Genomic DNA, 13,349 nt, shown 5'->3' with positions numbered 1-13,349 from the left:
CAAGGAAGTTGAATCAAAGATTCCGTTTGCATTGACAGGATTGCATGCGATTTCGCGTCTCCGCGCAATCAATGCGCGAGTTCGCTCGCATGAGTGAAAGGCCCTGCCTCCAGGTCGACGCGAACCGTCGCGCCGACCGGGGTGGCACCGCCGAAGGCCTCCGCGGCCCGGGCGGTGACGGTGCGCCGGCAGACCTTCCCGGTGGGCCGCAGCGGCATCCGGTCGAGCACCAGGAGGTACTCGGGAAACTTGCGGCGCTCCAGCCCCCGGGCCGCGAGGTGCGCGGTCACGGCGTCCAGGGCCGGCGCCGGCACCCCCGGAGCCGGGCGTACGACCGCGCACAGCCGCTCACCGAACTCCTCGTCGGGCACGGGCACGCACACCGCCTCCGCGATCCGGGGGTCGGTACCCAGCTCCCGTTCCACCTCAGCGGGACTGATGGTGTAACCGCCCCTGATCACCACGTTCTTGAGCCGTCCCAGGACCCGCAGCCGACCCGCCGCGTCGAGGGCGCCGAGGTCTCCGGAGCGGACCCAGCCCGTCTCCGTGCGGTAGCGGGCGTCGAGTTCGGGGGCACCCACGTAACACAGCGGGGTCATCGGACCCTTGGCCTGGATCTCGCCGGGCTCTCCCACGGCCGCCGGCGTGCCGTCCGGGCGGACGATCCGGATCGCGGCCACGGCGGGGTCGGGAACGCCGGCGGTGTCCCCGGCCGGGGTGACGGTGTGACAGTTGACGCCGTCGGAGGAGCCGTAGACGGTCACGACCGGCACGCCGAAGCGCTCCCGGCAGGCGGTCGCGGTGGAGTCGGGCAGCGCGGCGCCGCTGGAGACCACGGCCCGCAGGCCCGGGGCGGGTTCCCCCGGCAGGCGGGGCAGGTCCGCCATCCGCCGCAGCATGGTCGGCACCCCGAAGAAATGGGTGGGCCGGTGGTCGACGATCGCCCGGAGCGCCTCGCGGGCGTCGAAGCGCTCGCGCGTGATCAGGGTGGCGCCGAGCGCGGCGAGCGCCACCGGGACGCCGAGCGAGCCGTACGAGGAGGCCAGCGGGACGAGGACGAGGAAGCGGGGCGGCTCCGCCGGGAAACCGGCGAGGGCGCGTACGTACGCGGCCCGGCCCCCGGCGATCGCCTGGTGGCTGTAGGCGACCAGCTTCGGTTCGGCCTCGGAACCGGAGGAGACGAGGAACCGCGCCGGGGCGCCGGCCTCGGCGGGACGGTCCGCCGGCCGGAAGGCCGTCCGGGGCACGGCACGGTCCAGGCCGTCCGCGCCGGACGACGTACGGAACACCGCGCGCGTCCACGGCAGTTCCGCCGCCACCCGGGCGTCCTCCGGTTCGCTGAGGACGGCTCCGCCCGCCCGGGAGCGGGACAGCAGCGCGCGGGTGTCGCGGACCCCACCGCCGAGCGGGTACGGCAGGGCGACCGCACCGAGGGCGTAGACGGCGAGTTCGGCCGCGGCGGCGAGCCGCCCGTTGGGCAGGCGCAGCGCGACGACGTCCCGGGCGCCGAGCCCCGCCTCCGCGAACAGGCCCGCCACGCGCAGCACGTCGGCGTACAGCTCGCCGTAGGTGAGGGTGCCGCGGTCGTCGACCACCGCCTCGCGGCCGGGGAAGGCGAGGGCGTTGCGCCGGAAGAGGGTGAAGAGGTCGGCGTCGGGACACAGCCCCCGGGCCTCCCAGGCGGCACGGTCGGCGCGCGGCACCCGGTCGGGCAGCTCCAGGCCGTTGCGGGAACGCCAGAGGGTCTCCCGCACGGCGGACGTCGCGGTCATCGGGGTTCTGCCTTCCGGGTGGTTCGGGTGGGGCGTGGGGCCTCGGCGCGCCGGACGCGGGCGTCCGGCGCGCGTGGACGGGCGGCCGCGTCAGCGCGTGGGAGCGGCGGATCCGGGGCGGCGGTGCCTCACGTGGAGGCCTCCTCGGTGAACGTCCAGGGCGCGGCCGGGCGGGCGAACGGGTGGTGCTCGTCCGGCGGGAGGACGGCGCGGGCGAACGCGGGGTCGCGGGCGAGGCCGGCCAGATCGGTGCGGACGGCGACCGACGGCAGTCCGGCCGCGCGGAGGCCGGCCAGCCACTCCTCCGTCGTACGGCTCCGCAGCCGCTCCCGCACGCCGTCGGGACCGTGCGCGCCGACGGCCCGGGCGAGCTCCGCGGGCCTGGAGCGGGCCCGGGCGCCGAGGTGGAGCAGGCCGTCGGCGGTGGGCAGCGGGTGGTCGAGCGGGGAGAGGGCGACCCGGCGGCCGGCCCGGGGCACCAGGGCGGCGGCGGAGAGCAGCGAGGAGTGGACGCGGGCGCCCCGGTGGGTGTGCTCGCGGGTGAGGAGACCGGCGAGGACGGCCTGGGCCAGGACCAGTCCGCCGAGGACGTCGGTGACGGTCATCAGGGAGGGGGCCGGGGGTTCCTCCGAGGGGCGGAGGGCGGCGGCGAGGCCGCCGTGGACCTGGGCGAGGTAGTCGGTGCCGATCGGCGGGACGGGACCGAGGGCGGTGCCGAATCCGGAGGCGGAGGCGTGCACCAGGCGGGGGTGGAGGGCGTGCAGCGCGTCGGCGTCCAGGCCGAGGGCGCGGTCCTTTCCGGGGGCCCAGTTGTGGAGGAAGACATCGGCGCCGGCGGCGAGTTCGGCGACGGCGGCGCGGCCCCGGCGGGTCGTGAGATCGGCCTCGACGACGGTCTTGCCGTGGTTGAGCGCGGAGAAGCGGACCGAGCAGCCGGCGGCGACCGGCGGGAGGTGGCGCAGGGGGTCGCCGCCCGGCGGCTCGACGCGTACGACTTCGGCGCCGAGCATGCGCAGGACGTGGCCGGCCATGGGGCCCTGGACGCGGCGGGCCGACTCGACGATCCGTACGCCGGCCAGCGGCAGGGCGTCCCCGCGGAGCGGCGCGGCGGCCGGAGGCCGGGGCGGGGCGTGGGGGGCGGGGTCGAGCGTCCAGGGGGCGAGGCCGGGCGGGGGCGTCGTGGACGCGCCGACCTCGGCGACGGAGACGCCGTGTGCGGCACCCGCCTCGTGTACGGCAGCGAGGGGCAGGGCCAGGACGGCGTCCCGGAGCTCGGCGGGGAGGGGGCAGACCGCCGTTCCGAAGCGGGACTGGAAGGGCAGCCAGCCGCGGCCGGCCGTGCGCGGCGGGACGCCCAGTCGGCTCCAGAATCCGGCCCAGGCTTCGGGGTCGAGCGTCTCGATCTCGACGCGGGCGCCGTCGGCCGTGACGAGCGTGGCGAGTCCGGACGGGCCGCCGGGCGGTGGGGCGTCGTCGGGCGCGGTGGCGGCGGCGAGGTACTGGGTGACCGTGAGCAGCGCCCCCTGCGCGAGGGAGGTGCCGGTGCGCAGGGGCGGGCGGCCCTGGGCGCGGGCGAACAGGGCGGCCGTGACGCCCTGGGCGGCGAGCACGCCGGTGACGGCGGAGACGTACTCCGCGGTGAGCGGGGCGGGGGCGCCGGTGGCCCGGCCGTGCACGTGCATGACGCCGCAGGCGGCTTGGACGGCCCGCTCGTCGCCGGCGTCGATGCCGACGGGACCGGTGCCGCCGACGGTCCAGGCGGGTCGGTTCCGGTCGCCGCCCGGCAGGGCGCCGAGGGTGCGGTCGAGCAGCGCCCCGGCCACGGTGCGGGCGGTGCGGGCGGGGTCGGCGGGGGCGGAGTGTGCCCTGGTGCGGGCCTCCTCGGACAGGGTCACCTACGCCGACCGCCTTCCCCGTCCCGCCGCATGCGCCGTCCCTCTCCCGCCTCGAAACGATCTTTCCAACGGGGGAGAACAGCGGACGGGCGTCGGGGGCACGGCCATCGGCCCGGCTTCCGCCCGACGGGCGAGCGTTCGCACGGCCGTCGGGGAGCAGTACCGGCCACTGCGGGGACGGGGCGGATCCGTGAGCGGGCGGCGCCGGATCTTCTGCGTGCCGGTCAGGTGCGGGTGACGGCCGGGGAGAGGGCGTGCAGGCGGAGCGCCAGCTGTATCTCCAGGGCCCGGGACGGCGCCTGCCAGTCGGGGCCGAGGAGCCGTCCGACCCGCTCCAGGCGCTGTGCCACGGTGTTCACGTGGACGTGCAGGTCGTCCTTGGTGCGGGCCGGGCTCATGCCGCTGGCGAAGTAGGCGTCGAGGGTGCGCACCAGGTCGGTGCCGCGTCGCCGGTCGTAGGCGACGACCTGCCCGATGGTGCGCTCCACGAAGCCTCCGATGTCGCGGCCGTCGGCGAGCAGCAGGCCGAGGAAGCCCAGGTCCGCCGCGGCGGCGCCCTCGCCCGCGCGCCGCAGGAGTCCGAGGGCGTCGAGGCAGCGGCGGGCCTCCTGGTACGCGCCCGCGACCCGGTCCGGGTGGTCGAGTGGGTCCCGGACGGGGGCGGAGGCGCCGACGGTGACCGGTTCGCGGAGGGTGCCGCCGAGGTGGCGGGCGGTCTGGCGGGCCAGTGCCGAGGCGTCCTCCCCGGGGCCCAGCGGCAGCAGGAGGACCGTACCGCCGTCCCGGGCGGAGGCGAGGCCGCCGCGGGTGGCGGCGAGGTGGGAGGCGGCGGACCGGAGCCGCTGCCGGTCGGCGCTCTCCCTGCCGGACCGCTCGGTCTCGTCGGCGGGGCCGGTGCGGTCGACGCGGGCCGCGAGGACCACGTGCGGGGCGTCGCTGTCGGCGCGGAGGCGGGCGGCGCGCTCGCGCAGCAGGCGGCGGTCGCGGTCGGGGGCGTCGAGGAGGTCGTCGAGCAGTTCGCCCCGTACCCGCTGTTCTGCCTCGCCGGCCGAGCGGCGGGCGAGCAGCAGCAGGGAGGTGACGAGGGCGGCCCGCTCCAGGGTCCGCAGGTCGACGGGGTCGAGGTCGGGGCGGCCGCGCAGCACGAGGGCGCCGAGGTGCTCGCCCCCGGCGGAGACGGCGGCGATCCAGTCGTCGCCCTCGCGGACCGCGTGCCCGCCGGAGCGGCGGGCGGCGCCCTCGGGGGTGGTCCCGGTGAACTCGACGGTGCCGCCGAGGACCTCGGAGACGGCCTCGGCGACGTCGTGGACGCCGCCGCCGCGCAGCACCAGTTCGGAGAGGCGGTCGTGGACCTCGGAGGCGCGCTCGATGACGGCGCTGTGCGCGCGGATGATGTCGTTGGCCCGCTCCAGCTCGGCGAGGGCGGAGCGGGTCTCGGCGAGCAGGTTGGCCGTGTCGATGGCGACGGCCGCGTGGGCGGCGAAGGAGCCGAGGAGGGCGACCTGCTCGCGCTCGAAGACCCTGGCGCGGCGGTCGGCGGCGAAGAGCACCCCGATGACCTGGCTCCCGAGGCTCAGCGGCACGCCGAGGATGGCGACCAGGCCCTCGTCGCGGACGGCGGAATCGATGGTGCCGGTGTGCTGGAAGCGGTCGTCGCCGAAGTAGTCGGCGGTGACGTAGGGGCGGGCGGTCTGGGCGACCAGGCCGCCGAGCCCTTCGCCCATGCCGAGGCGCACCTGCTGGAAGCGGGCGGAGACGGAGCCCTCGGTGACCCTCATGTAGGTGTCGCCGGCCACCGGGTCGTTGAGGCTCAGGTAGGAGACCTCGGTGCCCAGGAGGGCGCGGGCCCGCTGGACGATGGCGCGCAGCACGGCGTCGAGGTCGCGGAGTCCCGCGAGGTCGTGGGCGGTGGCGAAGAGCGCGGACAGCTCCGCCTCGCGCCGTCGCCGGCCCTCCAGGTCGGCGCGGACCCGCAGGGCGAGCTGCTTCGCCTCTTCGAGCCCGGCCAGCACCTCGGGCTCGGCGCCGCTCGCGCGGGCGAGGAGCACGGGCCGGTCGTATGCCTCCGTGGCGGCTCCCCGGGCGAGGAGTTCCAGATAGGAGACGTGTTCATGGGACATGGACACAGGAATACCGGGCGGACGCGGGCCCGCACCACCCCTGTGGACGGCCCCTGTGGACGACTCCCGCCGAGTTCGTGCGGTTGCCGGGCCGTGGGCTCAGTCGTCGGTCGCGGTGCGGAACCAGGTGGGGCCGTCGGCGAGCGCCTTCTCGATCCTGCGCAGCGAGAAGCGCTTCATCTCGGGGAGGGCGTCGACCTCGAACCAGCCGACGTCGATCGACTCGTCGTCGTTGACCCGGGCCTCGCCTCCGACGGCACGGCAGACGAAGGACACGTCCATGAACTGGCAGATGTCGCCGTTGGCGTAGACGACGGGCTTGCGCAGGGTCTCGACGAGGAGCACCCGCTCGGGCACGCAGCGCACCCCGGTCTCCTCCTCGACCTCGCGGACCGCGCAGTCCGCGGGCTGCTCGCCGGGCTCGAGGATGCCGCCGATGACGGCCCAGGCGCCGGTGTCGGCGCGGCGGCCCAGCAGGACCCGGCCCCGGTCGTCGAGGACGACGGCGCTGACGCCGGGCAGGAAGAGCAGCTGGTGCCCGGCGGTCCTGCGCAGTTCGCGGATGAAGTCGGGGGTGGCCATGGGTCCGACCCTAGATCATCTTCCGGGCCGGCCCGCGGGCTCAGGTACGCGTGCGGCGGGCGCGGACGCCCCGGGCGGCGGCCCAGCCGAGGCCGGCGGCCGCGACGGCGGCGAGCAGGGCCTCGGGGAGGGTGCCGAGCCGGGTGGCGGGGGTCCGCGTGGAGCGCAGCGGAACCTCCTCGACCAGGTAGTCCGGGGTGAACATGGCGGTCTGCGCGACGATCTCGCCGTCGGGGCGGATGACGGCGCTGACGCCGCTGGTCACCGGGACGACGACGGCCCGGCTGTGCTCCACGGCCCGGACGCGGGACATGGCGAGCTGCTGGTAGGTCATCTCGCTGCGGCCGAAGGTGGCGTTGTTGCTGGGGACGGTGAGCAGCTGCGCCCCGTGGGTGACGGTGTCGCGGACGGCCCAGTCGAAGGCGGCCTCGTAGCAGGTGGCGAGACCGACCTTGGTGCCGGCGAGGTCGAAGACGCCGACCTCGGTGCCGGGGCCGAAGTCGCGGGCGACGCGGTCGACGTCGCTGTTGAAGAGGCGGACGACGGACCGCAGGGGGATGTACTCGCCGAAGGGCTGGACGTGCCGCTTGTCGTAGGTGGCGACGGGTCCCTTGCCGGGCTCCCACTGGATGAGGGTGTTGCGGAGCTTGCCGGTGGGCGGGGAGACCACGGCGCCGACGACCGTGGGGGCCCGCACGGCGTCGACCGCGCCCTCGATGACGGCGGCGGCGTCCGGGTTGGCGTAGGGGTCGATGTCGGAGGAGTTCTCCGGCCACAGGACGAAGTCCGGCTGCGGCGCGGTCCCGGCCTTCACCTCGGCGGCGAGTTCGCGGGTGCGGGCGGCGTGGTTGTCGAGGACCTGGCGGCGCTGGGAGTTGAAGTCGAGGCCGAGGCGGGGGACGTTGCCCTGGATGGCGGCGACGGTGGCGGTGCCGTCCTCGGGGGCGGCGCTGACGAGCGGCAGGGCGGCGAGGGCGCCGGTGACCGGGACGAGCACGGAGAGCGCGGCGGCGGCCAGGGGCCCGCGCGGGACGGTGCCGGTGGCGCGGTGGAGGCGGACCAGGCGGACGGCCTCGTAGAGGCCGAAGCCGCAGAGGGCGACGGCGAAGCCGAGCACGGGGGTGCCGCCGACGGCGGCGAGGGGCAGGAAGATCCCGTCGGCCTGGCCGAAGGCGATCTTGCCCCAGGGGAAGCCGCCGAAGGGCACGCGCGCGCGTGCCGCCTCGCCGAGGATCCACACCCCGGCGGCGAGGACGGGCCACCAGGGAAGGCGCGAGACGGCGGCGACGCCGAGTCCGACGACGGCGACGAAGAGCGCCTCGACGGCGGCGAGGGCGAGCCACGGCACCGGGCCGACCTCCTCGCCCGTCCAGACGAGGAGCGGCAGCAGGAAGCCGAGCCCGGCGAGGTAGCCGAGTCCGAAGCCGGCGCGGAGGCGGCGCCCGTGGAGGGCCAGGGCGAGGAGCGCGAAGGCGGGCAGCGCGAGCCACCACAGGGGGCGCGGGGGGAAGCTCAGGTAGAGCAGGACGCCGGAGAGCAGGGCCGTTCCGGGGCGGACGAACCGCTGGAGCCGGGCGAGACGGCGCGGCCGGTCTTCGGTCGCGGTCGGATCGTCGGCGGCTCCGGCCGCCTCGGGGGTGATGGTGGTGCTCACCTTGCGGAGTGTACGTGCCGTGCCTGTCGACGCCCGGTCCGGCATCGGGCGGCGCCGAGGGCCGCGCCGGGCCCCGGGAGAGCGGGCCATCGGTACGCGCGCGTGCCGGTCAGGCGCCGGCGGGGGTCTGGGGCGGGGCCGGGTGGCGCAGGCGCCCCCGGATGGTGTCGACCGCCCCTTCGGCGCCGTCGACGGTGACGGTGAAGCTGCGTCCGTCGGCGAGGCGGAGCACCAGGCCCTCGCCCCGGCGCACGACGACGGCGGTGCCCCGGTCGGGGCGCCAGCGGTAGCCCCAGCCGCCCCAGTGGCGAGGGGTGACCCGGGGCGCGTAGTCGGCGTCGACGACCTCCGTGAGGAGGATGGTCCGGCGGGGGACGCCGATGTGGCCGCAGCGGACCTCCATGGCCCGGTCGTCGACGCGGACCTCCACGTGGACGAAGGCGAGGGTGCCGAAGAGGACGAGGAGGCCGGCGGCGACGCAGCCGAAGACGGCCATGACGAGCGCGGCGACGCCGGAGGTCCAGGCGGACACGACGGCGAGGGTGATCCCGAGGGCCAGGAAGGCGGCGCCCGCGACGGCGGCGATCCACTGGAAACGGTTGGTCGCGCGGCCGGTCCAGACGGCGGGCGGACGCCCGTCGGCACGCACCTGGCCGGATTCCTTCCTCATGTCCGGAAGACTACCCAGGGGTGTCCGGTCCCGCGCGCCGGAGCGCGTCCGCCCGGTGACCCTGGGTGACGGCGGCGGATCCGCCCCGCGGTCAGAGGGAGGGGGCCGGGGCGGCGGCCAGGAGCCGTCCGGCGGCGTACTCCAGGACGGCGGCCGGAAGGGAGCCGGGGCGGCCGCTCAGCAGGACGGAGAGGGTGCCGGTCGGCTCGGCGTCGGGGGCGGGCGCGGCGCCGACGCGGCGCAGCGCCTGGGCGGCGACGGCGTCGGCGGAGCCGTGGAAGACGAGCGGCGGCAGGCCGGGACTGCGGCGGGGAGCCAGGGCGGCGAGGATGCGGTCCTCGACGAGTTCGTAGTGGGTGCAGCCGAGGACGAGCGCCCGGATGTCCGGCGGCGTGAGCGCGGCGGCTGCCTCGACGGCCCGGTCGATGGCCTCGGGGTCGGCGTGCTCGACGGCGTCGGCGAGGCCGGGACAGGGCACCTCGGTGACCTCGGCGCCTCCGGCGAACTCGCGGATGAGGCCGCGCTGGTAGTCGCTGCCGGTGGTGGCGGGGGTCGCCCAGATGGCGACCTTGCCGCCGGCCGCGGCGGCCGGCTTGATCGCCGGGACGGTGCCGACGACCGGGACGGCCGGTTCGAGGGCGGCGCGCAGCGCGGGCAGGGCGTGGACGGTGGCGGTGTTGCAGGCCACGATCAGGGCGTCGGGCCGGTGGGCGGCGGCGGCGCGGGCGACGGCGAGGGCGCGGCCGGTGAGGTCCTCGGGGGTACGCGGTCCCCACGGCATGCCGTCGGGGTCGTTGGAGAGCAGCAGCTCGGCGTCCGGGCGGAGCCGGCGCACCGCGGCGGCCGCCGGGAGGAGGCCGATTCCGGAGTCCATGAGCGCGATCTTCACCCGGTCACCCTAGCCGATGGGCCTTGTGTCCCCGGCGTTCTGGGGCAGACTGCGACAAATGAGCACCCTCGCCTGGTTCGCCGCGCTCTCCCTCGCCGTCTGGGTCTGGCTCCTGCTCGGCCAGGGCTTCTTCTGGCGCACGGACCAGCGCCTTCCGAAGGCCCGCCCGGGCAGAGGCCCCGCGCGCGCGGGGACGGCGGCGTGGCCCGACGTCGTCGTGGTGGTGCCCGCGCGGGACGAGGCCGGGGTCCTGCCGCTGAGCCTGCCGTCGTTGCTGGCCCAGGACTACCCGGGCCGGGCCGAGGTGATCCTGGTGGACGACGGGAGCACCGACGGGACGGGCCGGCTGGCCGCCGGGCTGGCCGCGCGGCACGACGGGCTGCCGCTCACGGTGGTGTCGCCGGGCGAGCCGGGGCCCGGGTGGACGGGGAAGCTGTGGGCGCTGCGGCACGGGATGGCGCTGGCACGCGCGCGGGGACCGGAGTTCCTGCTCCTCACGGACGCGGACATCGCCCATGAACCCGACAGTCTGCGTCGGCTGGTGTCCGCGGCGCGGGACGACGACCGCGACCTGGTGTCGCAGATGGCCCGGCTGCGGGTGGCGACCTTCTGGGAGCGGCTCGTGGTCCCCGCCTTCGTCTACTTCTTCGCCCAGCTCTACCCGTTCCGCTGGATCAACGCGGCCCGGCCGCGGGCGACGGCGGCGGCCGGGGGGTGTGTGCTGCTGCGGACGGAGACGGCGGTGAAGGCCGACGTGCCGGACGCGATCCGTACGTCGGTGATCGACGACGTGTCGCTCGCCCGGGCGGTGCGGGAGGCCGGGGGCCGGATCTGGCTGGGACTCGCCGACCGGGTCGACTCGGTGCGCCCGTATCCGGGGCTCGGGGAGCTGTGGCGGATGGTGACGCGGAGCGCGTACGCCCAGTTGCGCTACAGCCCGCCGCTCCTGCTGGGGACGGTCGCCGGCCTGGCTCTCGTCTACCTGGTGCCGCCGGCCGCGCTGGTGGCCGGGCTGGTCGCGGGGGACGCGCCGGCGGCGTGGGCGGGCGGGGCGGCCTGGGCGGTGATGACGGGGACGTACGTCCCGATGCTGCGCTACTACCGCCAGTCGCCGGGGACGGCGCCGCTGCTGCCGTTCACCGCCTTCCTCTATCTGCTGATGACGGTGGATTCGGCGGTGCGTCACCATCGGGGCCGGGGCGGGGCGTGGAAGGGCCGGGTCCACCCCGGACCCCGGGCGGCGACGGGTGGCGGGGAATTCACTCCCCGCCACGGGGAGTAACGCGGCGAATTCGGCCTGTGTACATCTCGCCGTTCGATGTCGGATCGGCTTTCCGACTTACCCAAGATCACTTCTCCTCTCCCCTTCCGGCCGCATTTTCTTTATGCGTTCTTCATACCGGGCGAGGTCGCCGGAGCCGCGCGGTCCGACCCAGCGGTAACCCCCTCTCAACTCGGGTTTTACGCGATCATGGGACAGTGGCGTGCCCGTTTTCTACGCGTTCGCTCTGGTTGGGGATCCACGGCCGCCGGAACCCCGTCAAAGAAGGCGTTGAGCAGGCTCCCCAATCGGCAGATCGTGGGCTTAACTTATGTGCCATGACCTCCCCCCGCTCCAGCTATGGAGGCGGTTACCACACCGCGCCGTCCTTCCCGGACACCCCTATCTACGACTCCCTGGTCGCGGAGCGGGGCACGCCTCAGATCGCCCCGATCCGAGTGCCCGCCGCGTACGAGGCCCCCGTCGGCTATCCGGCGCCCGCGCCGACCGGCTCCTATCTGCCGGCGCTGCCGGCCGCCCTGCCCGCCCTCCCGGCGGCACCGTCCCCCCAGCCCGCCCCCGGCTACTTCGGCGGCAGCGGTTACGGATATCCGCAGCCGGCCCCGCAGATGGCGGCGCCCGCGCCGCTCCAGCCGGCCCCGACGCCGTACATCCCGCAGCAGCCCGCGTCGCCGCGCGGCTACCCGGGCGGGCCGGTCCCGCAGCCGGCCCGGCCGGCCGCCACCGGCTACGAGGCGATGCGCCCCGCCGCCCCGCGCCCCGCACCGGCGCCGGTCCCGGCCCCCGCGCAGTACCACGACCCGTACAACCGCCCCTACCAGGGCGGTGGTTACTGACGGCGCGCGGACCGGTGAGGCCGGGGACGGAGCGGCTGGCAGGATGAGCCCATGGCTGATCCCGTCCTCCGCTCCGTCCACGTCCATCCGGTGAAGGCCCTCCGCGCGCTCGACCGCGCGGAGGCAGAGGTGCAGCCCTGGGGACTCGCGCACGACCGGCGCTGGGCGGTCGTCGACGCCGCCGGCACCGTCATGACCCAGCGCCGCCACCCCCGGCTCGCCCTCGCCGCCGCCGAACCCCTCCAGGACGGCGGCCTGCGGCTGACCGCCCCGGGTCGCGCACCGCTCGTGGTTCCGGTGCCCGAGCCCTCGACCACGCTGACCGCGGACCTCTTCGACAAGGACGTGGAGACGGTGCCCGCCGGCGAACCGGCCGCCGCCTGGTTCTCCGCCCATCTGGACACCGACGCGCGCCTCGTGCACCTGGACGCGCCCGAGCACCGGCGCCCGATCGACCCCGCGTACGCGCTCCCCGGCGAGACCGTGAGCCTCGCCGACGGCTATCCGCTGCTCGTCGCCTCCAGCGCCTCCCTCGACGCCCTCAACGCGCTCATCGCCGCGGGCGACCACGCCCACGAGGGCCCGCTGCCCATGAGCCGCTTCCGGCCCAACCTCGTCGTCGACGGCACCGAGGCCTGGGCGGAGGACGGCTGGACCCGGCTCGCCGTGGGCGAGGTGACCTTCCGGGTCGCCAAGCCGTGCGGGCGGTGCGTGGTGACCACCACCGACCAGGCGACCGCGGCGCGCGGCAAGGAGCCGCTGCGCACCCTCGGCCGGCACCGCAAGCGGGACGGCAAGCTCGTCTTCGGCCAGAACCTCGTCCCCGAACACCGCGGCACCGTCCGCGTCGGCGACCCGGTGAAGATCCTCGACTGACCCCCGGCCTCGCCGCTCGACAGGCGAACCCCGCACCCCGAGGGCAGACTCGTCGGAGGACCGACGAACGAGGGGGTTGCGGCACATGCGCGCAGTCACCGGACTCTGGCGCTGGCGGCACAATCCCCTGCGCCGCACGACGGACCTGGTCGAGGCGTGGGTGGCGCTCGTGGCCGTCCTCGCGCTGTGCCTGGCGGTGCCCGCGGCCGGCTGGGCGGCCGGCGCCGCCGCCCAGCACTCGCTCCAGCGCGCGGTCCACGCCCAGCAGCAGGGCCGCGCGGAGACCACGGCCCATGTGCTCCGGCCCGCCCCCGCGGCCCGGAGCGCCACGGCGTCGAGCGACCAGGCCGCCGAACAGCGCTTCCGGCGCGCGGTCGTCGCCCGGTGGACCGCCCCCGACGGCACCACCCGCACGGGCACCGTCACCACCTCCCGGGCCGACTCCGCGCCCGGCGACGCCTTCTCCCTCTGGACCGACCGGGACGGCCGGCCCGTCGCCGCGCCGCTGGCCCGCGACACGGCCCGCGCCCACGCCGTCCTCGTCGGCCTGATGGCGGCCGTCCTCGCCGGGGCCGGCGTCGAGCTGGTCCGGCGCCTGGTCATGCGGCGCCTCCGCTGCAGGCGGTACGCCCGCCTGGACCGCGCCTGGGCGGAGGTCGGCCCCGACTGGGGCCGTACCGGCGCCGGCAGCTGACCCCGTCCCGGAACCAGGGGTTCCGTGCCCCGTAAGGGTGCGGCTCGACGACCCGTCAACCCCGCGCCGCCGCGCGCGC

11 protein-coding genes are annotated in these 13,349 nt (G+C 76.4%); 4 read left to right on the top strand and 7 right to left on the bottom strand.

Annotation, left to right across the window (positions count from 1 at the left end):
- Positions 1-68: 68 nt before the first annotated feature.
- From ACFZCF_RS31040 to ACFZCF_RS31010, 7 genes are all read right to left on the bottom strand, one after another.
- Positions 69-1,772 (bottom strand): AMP-binding protein, encoded by a 1,704-nt coding sequence (locus ACFZCF_RS31040; protein WP_391290404.1) that lies wholly within the window; start codon positions 1,770-1,772, stop codon positions 69-71.
- Between the two features lie 128 nt (positions 1,773-1,900).
- The gene (locus ACFZCF_RS31035; protein ID WP_391290403.1) at positions 1,901-3,667 is read right to left on the bottom strand and encodes a CoA transferase; all 1,767 of its coding nucleotides are present in this window, start codon (positions 3,665-3,667) and stop codon (positions 1,901-1,903) included.
- A 224-nt stretch (positions 3,668-3,891) separates the two neighbouring features.
- The gene (locus ACFZCF_RS31030; RefSeq protein WP_388449750.1) at positions 3,892-5,787 is read right to left on the bottom strand and encodes a helix-turn-helix domain-containing protein; all 1,896 of its coding nucleotides are present in this window, start codon (positions 5,785-5,787) and stop codon (positions 3,892-3,894) included.
- Positions 5,788-5,886: 99 nt separating this feature from the next.
- Entirely contained in the window at positions 5,887-6,369 is a 483-nt protein-coding gene (locus tag ACFZCF_RS31025) for an NUDIX domain-containing protein (RefSeq protein ID WP_388449751.1), read from the bottom strand.
- Positions 6,370-6,409: 40 nt separating this feature from the next.
- Positions 6,410-8,023: an apolipoprotein N-acyltransferase gene (gene lnt / locus ACFZCF_RS31020; protein ID WP_391290400.1), complete on the bottom strand. Its 1,614-nt coding sequence runs from the start codon at positions 8,021-8,023 to the stop codon at positions 6,410-6,412.
- Between the two features lie 109 nt (positions 8,024-8,132).
- Positions 8,133-8,693, bottom strand: coding sequence for a hypothetical protein (locus ACFZCF_RS31015; RefSeq protein WP_388449753.1), 561 nt, complete (start codon positions 8,691-8,693; stop codon positions 8,133-8,135).
- A gap of 91 nt (positions 8,694-8,784) precedes the next feature.
- Positions 8,785-9,582, bottom strand: coding sequence for a glutamate racemase (locus ACFZCF_RS31010; RefSeq protein ID WP_388449754.1), 798 nt, complete (start codon positions 9,580-9,582; stop codon positions 8,785-8,787).
- A 58-nt stretch (positions 9,583-9,640) separates the two neighbouring features.
- Between ACFZCF_RS31010 and ACFZCF_RS31005 the strand changes: the two genes are divergently transcribed.
- The 4 genes from ACFZCF_RS31005 to ACFZCF_RS30990 all read left to right on the top strand — a co-directional run bounded on the left by ACFZCF_RS31005 (position 9,641) and on the right by ACFZCF_RS30990 (position 13,270).
- Complete coding sequence (locus ACFZCF_RS31005; RefSeq protein WP_391290398.1) at positions 9,641-10,864, top strand: glycosyltransferase; 1,224 nt, start codon at positions 9,641-9,643, stop codon at positions 10,862-10,864.
- 317 nt (positions 10,865-11,181) lie between these two features.
- Positions 11,182-11,700, top strand: coding sequence for a DUF6643 family protein (locus ACFZCF_RS31000; protein WP_391290396.1), 519 nt, complete (start codon positions 11,182-11,184; stop codon positions 11,698-11,700).
- Between the two features lie 51 nt (positions 11,701-11,751).
- Positions 11,752-12,576: an MOSC domain-containing protein gene (locus ACFZCF_RS30995; protein ID WP_388449757.1), complete on the top strand. Its 825-nt coding sequence runs from the start codon at positions 11,752-11,754 to the stop codon at positions 12,574-12,576.
- A gap of 85 nt (positions 12,577-12,661) precedes the next feature.
- Positions 12,662-13,270, top strand: a complete 609-nt coding sequence (locus ACFZCF_RS30990) for a hypothetical protein (protein WP_388449758.1) — start codon at positions 12,662-12,664, stop codon at positions 13,268-13,270.
- The last annotated feature ends 79 nt before the right edge of the window (positions 13,271-13,349 follow it).

The organism is Streptomyces sp. NPDC007945 (assembly GCF_042958885.1).
Taxonomy (GTDB): Bacteria; Actinomycetota; Actinomycetes; order Streptomycetales; family Streptomycetaceae; genus Streptomyces.
This window is presented reverse-complemented; position numbering and strand designations above follow the sequence as displayed.